The sequence below is a fragment of the Metabacillus rhizolycopersici genome (assembly GCF_020075705.1).
The window spans coordinates 1-17,607 of record NZ_JAIQUM010000086.1 but is presented as its reverse complement, the minus strand read 5'-3'; the positions used below and the strand labels follow the sequence as shown (position 1 = coordinate 17,607).

The 17,607-nt window shown below is 37.6% G+C and carries 13 protein-coding genes; all 13 read left to right on the top strand.

Going from position 1 to position 17,607, the window contains the following annotated elements; all coding sequences use genetic code 11:
- The coding region (locus K9V48_RS23610; RefSeq protein WP_224141561.1) for an IS3 family transposase at positions 1–98 on the top strand (98 nt) is incomplete at its 5' end.
- Between the two features lie 674 nt (positions 99–772).
- Positions 773–1,807 (top strand): LacI family DNA-binding transcriptional regulator, encoded by a 1,035-nt coding sequence (locus K9V48_RS23605; RefSeq protein ID WP_224141559.1) that lies wholly within the window; start codon positions 773–775, stop codon positions 1,805–1,807.
- 107 nt (positions 1,808–1,914) lie between these two features.
- Positions 1,915–3,147 carry an ABC transporter substrate-binding protein gene (locus tag K9V48_RS23600; protein ID WP_224141558.1) on the top strand — a complete coding sequence of 411 codons (1,233 nt, stop codon included), beginning with the start codon at positions 1,915–1,917 and terminating at the stop codon, positions 3,145–3,147.
- Between the two features lie 213 nt (positions 3,148–3,360).
- A complete protein-coding gene (locus K9V48_RS23595; RefSeq protein ID WP_224141560.1) occupies positions 3,361–4,197 on the top strand; it encodes a carbohydrate ABC transporter permease in 837 nt (278 codons plus the stop codon).
- Positions 4,197–5,015 (top strand): carbohydrate ABC transporter permease, encoded by an 819-nt coding sequence (locus K9V48_RS23590; RefSeq protein WP_224141557.1) that lies wholly within the window; start codon positions 4,197–4,199, stop codon positions 5,013–5,015. The genes K9V48_RS23595 and K9V48_RS23590 overlap by 1 nt, the downstream gene beginning before the upstream one ends.
- A 30-nt stretch (positions 5,016–5,045) precedes the next feature.
- Positions 5,046–7,241 (top strand): alpha-galactosidase, encoded by a 2,196-nt coding sequence (locus K9V48_RS23585; protein ID WP_224141556.1) that lies wholly within the window; start codon positions 5,046–5,048, stop codon positions 7,239–7,241.
- A gap of 90 nt (positions 7,242–7,331) precedes the next feature.
- The gene (locus K9V48_RS23580) at positions 7,332–8,819 is read left to right on the top strand and encodes a glycoside hydrolase family 32 protein (RefSeq protein ID WP_224141555.1); all 1,488 of its coding nucleotides are present in this window, start codon (positions 7,332–7,334) and stop codon (positions 8,817–8,819) included.
- A 74-nt stretch (positions 8,820–8,893) separates the two neighbouring features.
- Complete coding sequence (mgrA, locus tag K9V48_RS23575) at positions 8,894–9,886, top strand: L-glyceraldehyde 3-phosphate reductase (RefSeq protein WP_224141554.1); 993 nt, start codon at positions 8,894–8,896, stop codon at positions 9,884–9,886.
- A gap of 432 nt (positions 9,887–10,318) precedes the next feature.
- The gene (locus K9V48_RS23570; RefSeq protein WP_224141553.1) at positions 10,319–11,572 is read left to right on the top strand and encodes an MFS transporter; all 1,254 of its coding nucleotides are present in this window, start codon (positions 10,319–10,321) and stop codon (positions 11,570–11,572) included.
- A gap of 124 nt (positions 11,573–11,696) precedes the next feature.
- Positions 11,697–13,193 carry a UDP-glucose--hexose-1-phosphate uridylyltransferase gene (galT, locus tag K9V48_RS23565; protein WP_224141552.1) on the top strand — a complete coding sequence of 499 codons (1,497 nt, stop codon included), beginning with the start codon at positions 11,697–11,699 and terminating at the stop codon, positions 13,191–13,193.
- 28 nt (positions 13,194–13,221) lie between these two features.
- Positions 13,222–14,403 (top strand): galactokinase, encoded by a 1,182-nt coding sequence (locus tag K9V48_RS23560; RefSeq protein ID WP_224141551.1) that lies wholly within the window; start codon positions 13,222–13,224, stop codon positions 14,401–14,403.
- A gap of 12 nt (positions 14,404–14,415) precedes the next feature.
- Positions 14,416–15,408 carry a UDP-glucose 4-epimerase GalE gene (gene galE, locus K9V48_RS23555; RefSeq protein WP_224141550.1) on the top strand — a complete coding sequence of 331 codons (993 nt, stop codon included), beginning with the start codon at positions 14,416–14,418 and terminating at the stop codon, positions 15,406–15,408.
- Positions 15,409–16,454: 1,046 nt separating this feature from the next.
- Positions 16,455–17,447 carry a substrate-binding domain-containing protein gene (locus tag K9V48_RS23550; RefSeq protein WP_224141549.1) on the top strand — a complete coding sequence of 331 codons (993 nt, stop codon included), beginning with the start codon at positions 16,455–16,457 and terminating at the stop codon, positions 17,445–17,447.
- Positions 17,448–17,607 lie beyond the last annotated feature (160 nt).

The following is a 17,607-nucleotide window of genomic DNA, read 5'->3' as shown; positions in this document are numbered from 1 at the left end:
TTGAACTTAATGATTATGTACATTGGTTCAATAACATTCGAATTCACGGAACATTAGACTATTTAACGCCTGTTGAATTTAAACAACAGCCCTTATAAGTTTTGTCCAGTTTAGTGTTGACATTCCACTAATTGCTTCAAATGAGAAATTTCATGAAACGGCCGAAGAGGGGGGGAAGATAAAAATGCAACAGGAGAAAGAAAGAAAAGTCATCTAGAAATTATTTTAAATATTAATGCCCGGATTCTAATACTGACTATTATGTAAAAAATGAGAACAGGTAATCCCGCTTTAAGTAAAAAAAGGTTGATCCTATGGAGAAGGGTTTATCTAACTATCTAAATGATCATAACAATTACACCAACAAAACGGTAATTTATCTTTAATCCCTTCTTATGGATACAGTATATAAAATTTACAATGTCCATTATGAGTTTGAATGTCTTTGTTACCATGTTCTATTGAAGTCTTATGTTTTTACTTTAATGGTTTTGAAGTGCATTTTAAATTTTAAAAATAAAACAAAATAAATATATTAAAATGTATGACGAGTAAATATTACCTAACATTATTTTATTCGTCATGTCAAAGAAAGTAAGGTATCTTTACTTTGAAAACGAAGTAAAATTTACTAAATATATAAAAAAACAAGGGAAATATATAGAATTTTAAAATAAACACTTGAATGAAAGCGTTTATATTGTTATATTACTAACAGGTACTTTAGTAAACTTTACTTAAAAATAAAAAATATAAAAAGGTAAGTGATTTTATGGCAACAATAAAAGATATAGCTGAATTAGCCGATGTTTCTACGGCAACGGTATCAAGGATACTAAGTAATGATCCGTCACTATCTGTTTCTAATGATACTCGAAAAAGAGTGATGGAGATTGTGAATGATTTAAATTACAAACCAACAAGGAAAAAGAGCGAGAAATTTGATAGATGGCCAGAAACTCATCATATTGGTCTGCTTCTCACAAATACTGAGGAAGATGAAGTGAATGATCCTTATTTCATGTCCTTGCGAATGGGAGTAGAGAGAACTTGTGAACAATATGGAATGAATATTGCTTCTGTCTTAACTGTAGGCAATAGGGACCTCTCTGGAGGGGCCTTGCGTTCCTTAGATGGCCTGATTGTCATTGGCACGGTTGATTCTAAGGAATTAAAGGATAATTACTATGAAAATAACAATATCGTATTTGTAGACTATGCACCGCCTGGGAATGAATTTGATGTTGTTATTTCAGATTTAGAAACTGCAACATATCAAATCCTAGAACACCTGTTTGAATTAGGCCACCAAAATATTTCCTATTTAGGCGGTAGGATATTTGTAAAAGGAATAGACAAGGGGGGAATCTATGAAAAAGAAGATGTGCGAAAATCGATTTTTGAAAACGTAATGAAGGAAAAAGGTCTTTATAAACATGAAAATGTTCTAATCGGTGAATGGGGCCCAAATGGCGGATACATGCTAATGAAAGAATTGATCAATAAAGGTCAGTTACCAAGTGCTGTGGTCGTCGCGAGTGATCCTATGGCATTAGGAGCATTTAGAGCCTTGCATGAAGCGGGCGTAAAGGTTCCAGAGGAAGTATCTATATTCAGTTTTGACAATATTGACGCAGCAGCATACCTTAACCCAGCACTTTCAACTGTCAAAATCCATTCATTTGAAATGGGAAAAACAGCTGTGAAACTTTTGTCTGATCGATTGAAAGGCAGAGATCTGCCTTTGAAAGTCGTACTACCTACTGAGCTTGTATTTAGAGAGAGTGTAAGTCGGAAAAAAGATTGAAATTTAAACATATTAGGAGGTGGAGCAGTCACAAGTACAAAAAAATTGAAATCGGTAACATCATAGTAAACAGATATTAGTAAAAAATAACGGGGGGAACAACAATTATGAAGAAAACCATTTCATTACTAGCAGTCGGCGCTTTATCTATTTCTCTACTTTCAGGTTGTGGTGCTGGAGAGGAAAGTTCAGGTGAAGGAAAGGTAAAGATTGAATTTTTTCATCATAAACGCGAAGGAATGGAAACAATTGATAAGTTAATCGCAAAGTTTGAAAAGGAAAATCCAACTATTGATGTTGAACAGGCAAGCCCTCCTGAACCTTCAACTGTATTAAGAACTAGAATATCGAAAAATGATATCCCGGATATTATCGGGGTCGGCGGTGACATGACGTATAGCGATATAGCTAATGCAGGAGTCTTAACAGATGTGTCCGAGGATAAGAATCTTGAAAAAATCCAGCCAGCCTATGTACAAATGCTAAAAGATGTATCAGGGCTTAAAGAAGTTTATGCTATTCCTTTTGCAGCTAATGCAGTCGGGGTCATTTACAATAAAGCCATCTTTACAGAACTTGGACTTGAAGTGCCAAAGACCTGGGATGAATTTATCGCGGTTGCCGAAAAAGTGAAGGCCGCTGGCAAAATTCCGTTCTTTCATACCTATAAAGATGCTTGGACAACCCTTCCGGTCTTCAATGCGCTTGCTGCTAACACACAAGGAGACGATTTCTACAGTGAACTAAATCAAGGAAATATACTTGCTAAAGAACGATACAAAGAAGCGACTGAAAAATTCGTTCTATTAACTGAGTTCGGCCATAAAAACCAACAGGGTGTCGGCTACAATGACGGAAATACAGCTTTTTCCAATGGAGAATCTGCCATGTATCTGCAAGGGATTTGGGCGGTCCCAGAAATAAAGAAAGCGAATCCGGATATCGAGTTAGGTGTCTTCCCATTCCCAGCAACGAACAACCCGGATGAAATTAACGTTATTTCTGGTGTTGATTTGATACTTGGTGTATCTGCATCTTCGAAACATCCGGAAGAAACAAATAAATTTGTTGAATTCTTACTAGAAGAGGAAAATGCAAAACAGTATATTCAAGAACAAAATTCATTTTCAGCATTAGAGGGAATCACTCAGGATGACCCAACAGTAGCTGAGCTTCAAGCAAGTTTTGAAAAAGGAGCTCTAACTGACTTTCCTGACCACTATATTCCTACAGGGGTAATGCCTGAAAAAGCATTGCAAACATTAGTTGGGGAAAAAGATGTGAATGCATTCCTTGATAAATTACAAAAGGATTGGGAAAAAGTGCAAGAAAGAAAATAACTTGTTGAAGGAGGCTGTTTTCAAACCAGGATGGTTAGGCCCACTATAAAAGGGCAAACTATTTAAAAAACAGCCTCTGTCTTTAATAAGGGAGTGAAATACATGGAAAAAGACAATATTTCTATAAATAACACCAGTTTTTCTGCTGTTGAATCTGTTGAAAGAAAGAAAAAGAAAAAGAAAATAAGTTCGAGAACAATTGCTTTTTATATAATGGTTTTGCCTGCGGTCTTACTATTTGCTGCCTTTCATACATTTCCTGCACTGCAAGGAATTTATTATTCTTTCACAAACTGGAACGGAATTAGCTTGGATTATGAGTTTGTCGGACTTAAAAACTATTTAAATCTATTCAAGGACACAGTTGTCAAAGACTCCTATATCTTTACGTTTAAATTCGCAGTTGCAGCCTCTATCCTTGTTAATATCATTAGTTTAGCTGTAGCGATCGGACTAAATGCAAAAATCAAAGGTAGGAATTTCTTCAGGGCTGTTTACTTTTTGCCAAATGTATTAAGTGTCTTAATTGTTGGATTTATATTTAACTTCTTTTTTACAAATATTCTTCCGGATCTAGGGGAGAAATACAAGATTGAATTTCTTGCGGGGAATATCCTTGGTAATGCCGATCTTGCTTGGATTGGAATATTGCTAGTCTTTGTCTGGCAGGCATGTGCATTTAATGTCATTCTTTACTTATCAGGGCTGCAGACAGTGTCGACAGAGTTATACGAAGCATCAAGTCTTGATGGTGCAAATGCTTGGCAGCAGTTTTGGAAGATTACATTCCCGGTGATTGCGCCGTTCTTCACAATTAACATGGTATTATCGATGAAAAATTCCTTGATGGTGTTTGATCAGATTGTTGCTATGACAGCCGGTGGGCCAGGTTATTCTACAACGTCAATCGCTCTTCTTATTTATAATGGTGGTTTTAGCGGAGGGGAGTTTGCTTACCAGTCTGCCAACGCTGTGATCTATTTTATCGTCATCATGGTGATTTCTGTTATTCAGCTTAAGTTTTTGCAAAAAAGGGAGATGGATATGTAATGAGACAGGGGACAAACTGGCCTGTAACAATATTAATTAGCTTAGGATCTTTACTGATCGTTATCCCTTTGTATATGGCCATTTCTATTGCGCTAAAAACTCCGCAGGAGCTTGCACAATCGGCTCTTTCGCTCCCGTTTGGTTTTCACTGGGAAAACTTTACGAGAGCTATTGAAGCAACAAATTTCTTTAGCGCTCTAAAAAACAGTGCTATTATTACAATTTTTACCTTGATTTTTACTATTCTATCAAACTCGTTAGTAGCTTATGCCATTGCGAGAAATATGCATCGCAAATTTTTTAAAGGGGTATATTTTTACTTTGTGAGCGCGTTGTTTATTCCTTTTCCAATCATCATGCTTCCAGTTGTCAAACAAACCTCGGCACTGGGTTTGAATAATCCTGTTGGGTTGATCTTGCTGTATGTTGTTTATGGAATGGCGATGAATATTTTTATCTACGTCGGTTACATTCGTTCGATACCAAAGGAACTTGAAGAAGCAGCGATTGTAGATGGCTGCAGTACATGGGGAGTATTTTGGAAAGTTATTTTCCCTTTGCTCACTCCAATTAATGCAACGATTGGAATTCTTACTTGCCTATGGGCGTGGAATGACTTTTTGCTTCCGTTAATCATTCTTAATGATTCTGCTGATGCAACGCTTCCACTCGTGCAATATGTGTTCCAGACTGAGTTTGGAGCTGATTATAATCTTGCATTTGCTTCCTACTTATTAGCACTTGCCCCAATGGTCATCGTCTATCTGTTTGCGCAAAGATGGATTATTGGAGGAGTGGTAAAAGGGGCCATCAAATAAAAATCTTAGCTTTGGGAGTTGTTTGTTAAAATGGGAATTCATTATTGTGCTGAAAATAAGACATTTCATTTAAAGGCAAAGGATACAAGTTATGTCATGCAGATTGTTCGTGACGGCTACTTGCTCCATCTCTATTGGGGAAGAAAAATTAACGAATATCGTCATTCTAATGACGTCCAGTTGCTTGATCGCGGTTTTTCCGGAAATCCGTATCAGCATAAAGAGGATCGGACCTTCTCGCTTGATACCTTGCCGCAGGAGTACCCGCAATACGGGAATACTGATTTTCGAAAACCAGCCTACCAAATCCAGCTGGAAAACGGCTCAACGATATCTGATTTGCGATACGATTCTCACTCTATTTTTAAAGGGAAATGCACGCTTGAGGGTCTCCCGTCGACATATGTTGAAGATAATGATGAGGCAGAAACACTTAAAATCATCATGAAGGATTCCTTGTCAGGATTAACGGTTGCTTTATGTTATACCGTGTACGAGCAATTCAATGTCGTTACAAGGTCCGCACGTTTAATAAATGAAGGGACAGAACCGTTAAAACTGTTATCGGCCCATAGTGTATCTGTTGATTTCAGAGACTCTGACTTCGATTTCCTTCACCTGCATGGAGCGCATGTAAAGGAAAGGTATATCGAAAGACAACCGCTCCGTCATGGAGTCCAGTCCATTGAAAGTACACGTGGTGGCAGCTCTCATCAGCATAATCCATTCATCGGCTTATTAAGGAAGGGGACAACTGAAGAAACCGGCGAAGTGTATGCTTTTAACTTTGTGTATAGCGGAAACTTCCTCGCGCAGGCAGAAGTTGATCAATTCAACAACACCCGAGTCACAATGGGAATCAATCCGTTTGATTTTAGTTGGAAACTAGAGCCTGGTGAAGATTTCCAAACACCAGAAGCAGTAATGGTCTATTCTTCTGAAGGTCTTGGTGAGATGTCAAGAACCTTCCACGAGTTATACCGGACCCGTCTCTTAAGAGGAACATATAGGGATAAAGAGCGTCCAATCTTGGTGAATAACTGGGAAGCGACTTATTTTGATTTCAAAGCTGAAAAGATCATTGATATTGCCAACGCTGGCCGTGAACTAGGAATTGAGTTGTTTGTCCTAGATGACGGCTGGTTCGGAAAAAGAAACGATGACACCTCTTCATTAGGTGATTGGTTCGTTGATCAAAAAAAGCTTCCGGAAGGTTTAGGTACACTCGCGCAGCAAATTAACGAAATGGGGATGCGATTTGGGCTCTGGTTTGAGCCGGAAATGATTTCGGTTGACAGTGACCTATATCGCGAACAACCAGACTGGTGTCTTCATGTTCCAGGGCGAGATCGTTCCGAAAGCCGAAATCAACTGATCCTCGATTTTTCAAGAGAAGATGTATGTGAAGAGATAACCAAAAGGGTAAGTGATATTTTATCAAGCGTTCCAATATCCTATGTTAAATGGGATATGAATCGTCATATGACAGAGATCGGCTCAGCGGCTTTGCCATCTGATAGACAAAGAGAAACGGCACACCGTTATATGCTTGGCTTATATAAAGTGCTGGAAAACCTCACTTCCACATTCCCAGACATTTTATTTGAAAGCTGTTCAGGTGGGGGTGGAAGATTTGATCCAGGTATGCTGTATTATATGCCGCAGACATGGACAAGCGATAATACGGATGCTGTATCCCGTCTGAAGATTCAATATGGAACAAGCCTTGTTTACCCAATCATTTCAATGGGTTCACATGTTTCAGCTGTTCCAAACCACCAGGTCAACCGCATCACTTCTATGGAAATGCGCGGTGATGTAGCGATGTCGGGAAATTTAGGATATGAACTAGATTTAACGAAACTACTAGACGAAGAAAAGGAAGCAGTAAAAAAACAGGTTGAGAGATATAAAAGTATTAGAAAATTAATTCAATTTGGTGATTTTTATCGTCTGCAAAGTCCTTTTGAAGGAAATGAAACAGCATGGTTATTTGCAAATAAAGAAAAAACTGAAGCGTATGTGTTCTATTTTACGGTTTTAGCTGAGCCTGCCGCACCATTAAAGTTCTTGAAAATGAAAGGCATAGACACAAACAAAACGTATCAGATAGTAGAAACGGATCAAGTGTATGGTGGAGATGAACTTAGCTATGTAGGCTTAAGCATCCCAGCAGAGATTCGGGGAGATTTCCAAAGCTATGTCTGGCATTTAAAGGAAGTCTAGAAACTTGTTTAGGATAAAAAAGAAACGATGTGATTCACAAAAATTGCATCGTTTTCTTTTGTCTTTGAAACATCTTGAAAGGAGAATCGTATGACAAATCATCAAACACGCCTTGAACAAGCGCAAAAAGCAGTACAGAAGGCGAGTGAAAAGGTACAAAACACCCCTTACCGTTTAGGGTATCATATTATGGCTCCAGCCCATTGGATTAATGACCCGAACGGATTAATTCAATGGGCTGGCGAATACCATGTTTTTTACCAGCATCATCCATATAGTCCAAAGGGAGGTCCGATTCACTGGGGACATGTAAAAAGCAAGGATTTAGTTTTTTGGGAGCATATGCCAATTGCTTTGGCACCTGGAGAGGATTATGACCGAAGTGGCTGTTTTTCAGGAAGTGCCGTGGATAACAATGGAAAATTAACGCTTATTTACACGGGTCATGTGAATCTGGATGTTGAAAAAGATGAATTTGTTGAATACCAATGTCTAGCAGAAAGCAGTGACGGCGTCCATTTCAAAAAACATCCGAGCAATCCTATAATATCGGAACCTCCTAAGGATGGTTCGCCACACTTCCGCGATCCAAAGGTCTGGAAGCGTAATGACAAATGGTATATGGTGTTAGGCAATCAAGTGAACAATTTAGGTAACGTTGTGTTGTATGAGTCGAAGGACCTTATTGATTGGGAATATCAAGGGGTGATCGCCAAAAGTACAGGAAAGATGGGATATATGTTCGAGTGCCCTGATTTCTTTGAGCTAAATGGAAAACATATCCTCTTGTTTTCACCTCAAGGAATGGAGCTTGAAGGAGATCTCTACCAAAGTCTTTATCAAAATGGCTATTATGTGGGTGGATTCAATTATGAAACAAAAGAATTCAACCATGGTGATTTTGTAGAACTAGATAAAGGCTTTGATTTTTATGCAGGTCAAACGTTCCTTGATGATAAAGGAAGAAGGATTGTCATCGGCTGGATGAGCATGTGGGAATCTGTTATGCCAGAACAAGAGCACGGCTGGGCCGGAGCTATGACAATCCCGCGCGAGTTAAAACTAAATGAAAACAATCATCTTGTAATGATGCCAGTTGAGGAATTGAAAATACTAAGAGGAGAACACCTAACATTATCAGCAACTGTGATTTCGGAGAACATTCGACTAGACCATATTAAGGGTGAATGTCTGGAGATTGTCACAGAGTACTCATTAAAGGGATGCACGGCTCAAAAGTTCGGGATCAATATTCGCTGTTCTGAAGATTGTACTGAGAAAACAATGATTTATTATGATACCCATTCAGGGAAAGTAACTGTTGACCGCAATCAATCTGGAAAAGGTGAAGGCGGGATTAGACGAAGTGAAATTCATGGACAAGATCATGAATCAATCAAACTTCATCTTTTTATTGATCGTTCCTCATTAGAATTATTTGTAAATGGCGGAGAAACGGTTATAACGTCACGAATCTATCCAAACCCCTCAAGTGTTTATGTTGAATTATTCGCAGAAGAAGGGGAGGTTCAATTGTTGAACCTTGACTCTTGGAAGTTAGCAGATATCTGGAAATAGATCACAATAAGAATGCAGAAAGGCATGGACTTACATAGCTTTCTGTTTATTCATTTATTGAAAGGGGATTTTATTTGGTTTATCAAGCTGATGAAAAACGTTATGAATCAATGAAATACAATCGCACCGGAAATTCAGGTCTATTATTGCCGGCCATTTCTCTTGGATTATGGCATAGCTTCGGCGGGGTCGCCCCATATGAAAATGGTCGCGCGATGCTTCGTAGAGCATTTGATTTGGGGATTACACACTTTGATTTGGCAAATAATTATGGACCGCCTGCAGGATCGGCTGAGGAAATGTTCGGTTCTATTTTAAAAACGGATTTTGCTCCTTACCGTGATGAATTAGTGATTTCAACGAAGGCGGGATACTATATGTGGCCGGGTCCATATGGAGAATGGGGCTCAAAAAAATACCTTATTTCAAGCCTTGATCAAAGCCTGAAGCGGATGGGACTAGATTATGTCGATATTTTTTACTCGCATCGTCCTGATCCAAACACACCACTTGAAGAAACGATGGGCGCCCTAGATCAAATTGTACGCCAAGGAAAGGCCTTGTATGTTGGCATTTCTAGCTACAGTCCTGAACAAACGGCTCAGGCTATAAAAATACTTAACTATTTAGGCACACCGTTATTAATCCATCAACCAAAATACTCGATGTTAGAGCGATTGATTGAAAATGGCTTGCAAGATGTACTGGAGGAAAATGGTGTGGGTTCCATTGCTTTTTGTCCATTAGCGCAAGGATTATTAACCAATAAATATTTACATGGTGTTCCTGCTGATTCAAGAGCTGCAAGTTCAACAGGATTTTTAGGTAAGGATGAAGTTACAGAGGATGTTATTACAAAAGTGCAAAAGCTTAATCTCCTTGCACAAGAACGCGAACAAAGCCTTGCACAAATGGCGCTTGCTTGGGTACTAAGAGGGGGACGTGTAACATCTGCGTTAATCGGTGCTAGCAAGGTAAGTCAAATTGAACAAAATGTTGCTGCATTAAATAATCTGGAATTTACAGATGAAGAATTAGATAAAATTGATGATATTTTGATGAGTTAGGTAATCGATGGTAAACGTGTTTACTAATAAAAATGAAAAGAGGCAATGCTGTATAACTGGCATTGTCTTTCTATATGAGTTCATTCTTACTTATTAGTTTGGGTGGGTGATCTTTCTTCAAACCGAAAACGCTCCTATCTAACTAATCTGATTTACTTGTTTTCCTTTATATTAGCTGGCAGTCGCCTTGTAAAAAATATTCGGTAACGTAATGGAAAGTACTCGGGATAAACATAATAGGTTTTTTAGTAAAATTTACTTAAAATAAACGAAAAAACCTATAATAATCTAAAAAATTAGGTGATTCCCTCAAAAAAAGATTGATTAAAAGCGATTACATTGTTATATTATTAGTATAAGTTTAGTAAAGTTAACTTAACGAAGACAACTGGCAAGGTAAGTTTATTTTTATTTTAATGAGGTGTTTATGAGATGGGAAAGCTTAGTAAGAATTTTTGGATCTTTGGTACGTTCTTTTTCTTGTACTTCTTTATTTGGGCAGCTTGTTTGCCATTTTTATCCCTTTGGCTGACAGATGTAGTTGGCTTAAGTTCAACGAAAACCGGTATTGTCTTTTCTGCAATGTCTATTGCGGCGATTTGCTACCAGCCATTTTTTGGAATTGTTTCAGATAAGCTAGGCTTAAAAACGAACTTGCTTTGGGTATTTGTCATTCTATTAATTTTTATTGCTCCTTTTTATAACTATATCTTCGCACCATTATTGCAAACTAATATTATCATTGGATCTTTAATAGGTGGTGCTTACTTAGGTGCTGTATTTAATGGCGGGGTTGGTGCAATTGAAGCCTATATCGAAAAAGTCAGTCGTGTAAACTCTTTTGAATATGGTCAGGTAAGAATGTTTGGATGCATAGGTGCTGCAACAAGTACATTTGTTACAGGCCAACTATTCACTTCAAACCCTACCTTGATTTTCTGGATTAGTTCAATTGTAGCTGTTCTTTTAGCGGTATTGCTCTTCTTTAGTAAAACAGATACCAAGCACTCTATCTTAAGTGAAGAGAAAAATGCGGAACCGTTAACAACTGCACAAACACTATCAATCTTTAAAAATAAAAAGTTTTGGTTTTTAATGTTGTATGTACTAGGTGTAGGTTGTATTTATGATGTATATGACCAACAGTTTGCTGTATTTTTTACCCAATTTTTTGAAAGTCCTGAAAAAGGTACAGAGGTTTTTGGAAACCTTTACACCCTGCAAATTTTTATGGAAGCGGTTATTATGTTGCTGGCACCATTCATTATTAATAAAATCGGGGCAAAAAATGCACTTCTATACGCAGGTTTCATTATGTCGATCAGAATCATTGGATCGGGGCTTGCAGACGGACCTATTATAATTAGTATATTAAAGTTATTACACGCATTAGAGGTTCCTATTTTATTAGTAGCAGTGTTTAAATATATATCTGCTAATTTTGATTTGAGATTGTCAGCAACCATTTATTTAATAGGTTTTCAATTCTCTAAACAAGTAGGTTCAATCTTCTTATCTGCAATTGTAGGCAATATGTATGACACAGTAGGTTTTAAAAGTGCTTATCTTTTATTAGGGATGATTGCGCTTACCTTTACAATTATCTCGATTTTCACTTTATCAAGTAAAAAATCATTAAACATGAATAAAAGAGATTTAAATAGCCATACACAAAAAAGCGCTTAATCTGAAAAAATGAAAAGAAAACTCTTAAATAATATGTAAAAATTTTTAGATTTTTGAAAATTTTGATTTTTTAAACAACAACCAACTTAAGAAATAATCGGGTGTGAAAGATGAGGTGCTGAACATGAGTATTTTTAAAGAAATTCAAAATTTGCTTGAATATGGTTCAAAAAAAGGCTTGTTCGAAAAAGAGGATGAAATATATGTACGCAACAGGATCCTATCATTTTTAGGTTTAAATGAATGGGAAGATTGCGCCGCGGAGAACCCTCTTCCGTTAGTTGTTGACATTTTGGATAAGATACTTGATTGGTCTTTTGAGCAAGGGAAAATGGAAACGAATACGACGACGGAACGAGACATTTTTGATACAGAAATCATGAATTGTCTGATAGCGCGCCCGTCTGAAGTGATTCGAGAATTTTACGATAACTATCAATATAATCCTGAAAAGGCGACGAAAAAGTATTATGAGATGTCGATTTCATCGAATTATATCCGTGAGGGTCGAATTGCAAAAAATAAGCAGTGGAAGACTGCCACTCCATACGGGGAAATCGATATAACCATTAACCTTTCAAAACCGGAGAAGGATCCGAAAGAAATTGCTTTATTAAAGGATGCACCGGCATCAACTTATCCAACCTGTTTATTGTGTATTGAAAATGAAGGCTATTATGGAACACTTCGCCATCCTGCGCGAGCAACGCACCGAATTATTCCGATTGAAATAAATAACGAAGATTGGTATTTGCAATATTCTCCTTATGTTTATTATAACGAGCATTGCATTGTGTTAAGAAAACAGCATATACCAATGAAGATTTCGCGGGCTACGTTCGAGCGCCTTTTGGATTTTACAGAGAAGTTTCCACATTATTTTGTCGGTTCCAATGCTGACTTGCCGATTGTTGGTGGATCAATTTTAGCACACGATCATTTTCAGGGTGGGGGTTATACGTTTGCTGTAGAGAAAGCCGAAATAGAAGAAACATTCCAACTCCAAGACTATCCATCTTTAACAATTGGAATCGTCAAATGGCCGATGTCAGTTGTGCGGGTCTGTGGTAGCAAAGAGGAAGTCGCCAATGTAACAGAGCATATATGGGGAAAATGGCAACAATACAGTGACCCATCCGTTGATCTATTTTCTTACACAGGCGAAACGCCTCACAACACAGTAACGCCGATTGCGAGAAGGCGCGGGGAATTATACGAAATGGATATCGTATTAAGAAATAACCGGACATCGGAGGAACACCCAGATGGGATTTTCCATCCACACCAAGAGCTTCATCATATAAAAAAAGAAAATATCGGGTTAATTGAAGTAATGGGCCTTGCTGTTTTACCTGGACGCTTAGCAAACGAATTAAATCAATTAGCTAAGTATTTGACTGCGCCAATTGAACAAAGTGAGTGGAAAGAAGCTCTCTTGAAGCACTGGGATTGGTACAAAGAAATACTCCAAAAATATGAATCCATCACGAAGGAAAATGTCATGCGGATATTAGAAGATGAGGTTGGTGATAAATTCCAGATGGTGCTTGAGCACGCTGGTGTATTTAAACAAACAGATGAAGGGAAGCGTGCCTTTTCAACTTTTTTAAAAACACTTTAATAGTATTGATAGAAAGAAGGTTTTATATATGAATGCAGTTGAATTAAGGAAGAGATTTGCTGAGGAGTATGGATACGAAGAGGGGGTGCGAATTTTCTTTGCCCCAGGTCGTGTTAACCTCATAGGGGAGCATACTGATTATAACGGAGGATACGTATTTCCAGCTGCGTTAACTTTTGGAACGTGGGCAGCAGTTTGTCCGCGTGAAGATGGGATATACCGTTTTCAATCAACTAATTTTGAAAAAAAAGTAGAAAGCAGCGTTTCTGAACTCATATATAAAGAAGAGGATGATTGGGCGAATTACCCAAAAGGGGTTTTAAAGGAATTACTTCTTGAGCTTGCAGGTCCTGAAAAATTCAATCACTATAATGGTGCTGATTTTCTTTTTTATGGCAACATTCCAAATGGAGCTGGCTTATCCTCGTCAGCATCGATTGAGCTTGTCACTGGACTTGCCTTAAGTAAATTAGCTGGCATTGATATTCCGATGATCGAATTAGTAAAATTGGCACAGCGTGCTGAAAACTGTTTTGTCGGCGTAAACTGTGGAATCATGGACCAATTTGCTGTCGGAATGGGGAAAAAGGGCCAAGCGATGGCTTTAAAATGCGATACACTTGAGTACCATTATGTTCCTGTTAAAATTGACGGATATAAGATTGTGATCACAAATACGAATAAACGACGCGGCCTTGCTGATTCAAAATATAATGAGCGCCGTAGTGAGTGTGAACAAGGCCTTGAATTAATCCATGCAGAGATGCCGCATGTGAAATCATTGGGAGATGTGAGCTTGGAGGGATGGGAAAAAGTTCGTCATGTCATAAAAGATGATGTTATTTCCCGTCGTATTGAACATGTCATTACTGAGAATGAACGTGTAATAGAGGCAATGAAGGCGCTTGAGGAAAATGATATCAATCAGTTTGGTAGATTAATGAAAAAATCACATGAGTCGCTCCGTGATTTTTATGAAGTAACAGGCGTGGAGCTTGATACATTGTTTGAAGAGGCATCAAAAATAGATGGCTGTATCGGTACTCGTATGACAGGTGCGGGGTTCGGCGGTTGTAACGTCAGCTTTGTAAAAGAAGACGCTGTCGATACCTTTAAGGCAAAAGTAGCTGAAAAATATACAGAGAAAACAGGACTTGTACCGACCTTCTATATTTGTGAAATTGGTGATGGTGCAAAGGAAATGATATAAGGAGGAGAAGAAATGGCGATTTTAGTAACAGGTGGTGCCGGATATATCGGCAGCCATACGGTTGTTGAACTTTTAAACCAAGGGGAAGAAGTTATCGTTATTGATAATTTACAAACTGGGCATGAAAAATCTATCAAAGCTGAGACATTTTATCAAGGAGATTTGCGTGACCGCAGCTTTCTTCATGATGTTTTTTCTAAACATGATATTGAAGCAGTTATTCATTTTGCTGCAAGCTCGCTCGTAGGGGAAAGTGTCAGTAAGCCGCTAGATTACTATGAAAATAATTTAATTGCGTCTTATTCGCTCGTTTCTGCCATGATCGAACATGGTGTAAATAAAATCGTATTTTCCTCGACAGCGGCAACTTATGGGGAACCTAAACAAATTCCAATTCAAGAAGTGGATGAAACGTGTCCAACTAGCCCCTATGGGGAAACAAAACTGGCAATGGAAAAAATGTTCCGATGGTGTGATGGAGCGTATGGCTTAAAGTCAATTTCGCTGCGCTATTTTAATGCTGCAGGTGCGCTTCCTGATGGAGAGATTGGAGAAGACCATGAACCGGAAAGCCATCTTATTCCCATCATTCTCCAAGTAGCACTAGGACAGAGGGAATCGATCGGTATTTTTGGTGAGGATTATCCAACTGAAGACGGTACTTGCATCCGTGATTACATTCACGTCATGGATCTTGCTAATGCACACTGGTTGGCATTAGAACATTTACGGGAAAATGAAAGCACCGATGTATTCAACCTTGGAAACGGAAAAGGATTTTCAGTAAAAGAAGTAATTGAAACAGCTCGACATGTAACAGGCCAATCCATCCCGGAAGTCGTAAGCTCGAGGCGTGCAGGTGATCCAGCTGTCTTAATTGCATCTTCAGAGAAAGCGCAAACCGTTTTAGGCTGGAAACCGAAGTACAATAACTTAGAAACAATTATTGAAACCGCTTGGAATTGGTATCAATCACACCCAAATGGGTATGAGGACAAAAACTAAGCGAGAAAATTATAATGAAGTTAAAAACCTGTGATCATCGTATTGGGTATAACTATACAAATTGTTATAACATCTAAGTAATTAATAAAGACCTATGTTTAAGGGGGGAAGTATTAACTATTCCCCTCGTTGCAAAGATTCGTTCTATAAGGAGGAAATGAATGATCAAAAAATGTAATCACCAGCAGCTTATAAAGGTAAAACAACCAGACGGTCCTACTTTAATAATGTGTGTAACGTGTAATAAGGTACTTACGATAGCAAAAGAATAGGGATCTTTATTACTAGCTTAAGGTGTTGATAGTGTTTTAGGTAAATTTAAAACTCCTAATCTAGGGGTACGGAAACGATTCGAAGAATGAGGGATCACTATGGAGGTAAATACCATTTAATCAATTTTGATATATGTATTTGAGAAGCTTTAAAGCCTTGAAAATCAATAAAACGCTACCTTCTCAATAGGGTATACTCTTTTGATAAGTCTAAAAAACAATAAGTATTGAGCAAAATACTCGTTTATGGTTAATATTTTCGGTGTGGCCCCTCGTTCCTCGAATCGTTTCCATACCCCTATATGAAACAGTTATGCTCCTTAAAAAATCTTAAAATAGTTTATTCTCAGTAGAGTATATCCTTCCATGTTCTAAAAATAGAACTCTCATTTTTATACAAGATTTTATGCAAAATTAATATGATCTGGGAACCTTCTATCATGATTAAAACCTTTGAAAATACTAGATTGTATAAAATACTGCATAAACCACAAAAAACGACCAAAAGTCAAACCAATGCTATGACTAGGTTTGGCTTTTTGTGTCACTTCCGGAAAAATTGGCTTTATGTTAACTAGTTTTGTATATGATATACAATAAAGTATTTTGTTAACCACTGAAAAAATAAGATTTACATATAAAAAAGATATTCCTATAATTGTTTAAAGAGAGAAGATTTAAAAGGAGTAGTATCTGCTTGTTAGAGAAATTTAAAAATGGATCTGTCATGTTATAGAATGAGTAGTATAGAATTACGAAATAATGGGGTATCTAATGTTTAAAAATAAGTTATCTTTATTTCTACTAATTATATTCATATTGTCTTTGTTCTTAATAGTATATATATCTAAAACATTATCAGCTGAAAAACCAAATGTAACTGTTGTTTTAAAAGGTCTAAATTCAGAGTATTGGGAGCTTATGGAAGCCGGGGCGAGAAAAGGATTTCAGGATTTTGGTATAAATGGTAAAGTTATTGCACCTTCTGATGGAGCATCTGTTGAGGAGCAAGGTCGTTTTTTAAAACGAGTTCTTATGGAAAGTCCTGATAGCTTAATTATAGCTCCTATTTATACGGATTATATTAATCCTGCGTTAGAAGACTTTGCCGAACAGGATATTCCTGTTATTTTACTTGATACTGATGTTTCTTGGGAGGATAAAACCTCTTATGTTGGTACTAATAATGTTGAGTTAGGAAGAAGAGCGGGAGCGTTACTAGGTTCGCAACTGCAGCCTGGAAATGAAGTTGCCATACTAGGAGTAGATACATATAGTCCGGTAGCTTCTGACCGGATAAAAGGTGCTAAAATAAGTTTACAGTCTGTAGGAATTGAAATTGTTGCAGAAGGAGTTGATGTTTCCTCAGAGCCTTTGCAAGTAAAAGAAGATTTAAAAACGATTTTAGACGAACACCCTAACCTTAAAGGAATAATCGCCACGAATGACGGACTAGCATTAACTGCTTTTCACACTATTGAAGACCTGGGTTATAAAATGCCAGTCATTGGAACGGATGGTATTAATGAAATGATTGAATTGATAGAAGAGGAAAAGCTGCCTGGAACAGTTGCACAAAATCCTTATGATATGGGATATTTAAGTGTCGAAGCTGCTATGAATGTATTAAATGGTAAGAATGTTTCAAAGAATATCGATAGTGGAGTCGATATCATCATTAAAGGGAATGCAAAGCAACGTTTCGAATTTCAGGAGAGAGTCCAAAGATTATTAATAAACAGGTGGGTTAATTTTAGAAACAACTAAGAGGATCTTCCAGCCGAAGATCCTTTTTCATGTGTGCCATTTATATGGACAACTCATTGGCATTCTCCTCTGTTCTTCTACGATGTTTCAAATGCGACAGCTTCTGCTTGAAAAGAAAAAGCAGGAGCTGAGTGAATACAAAGCGATTTATATGATTAAA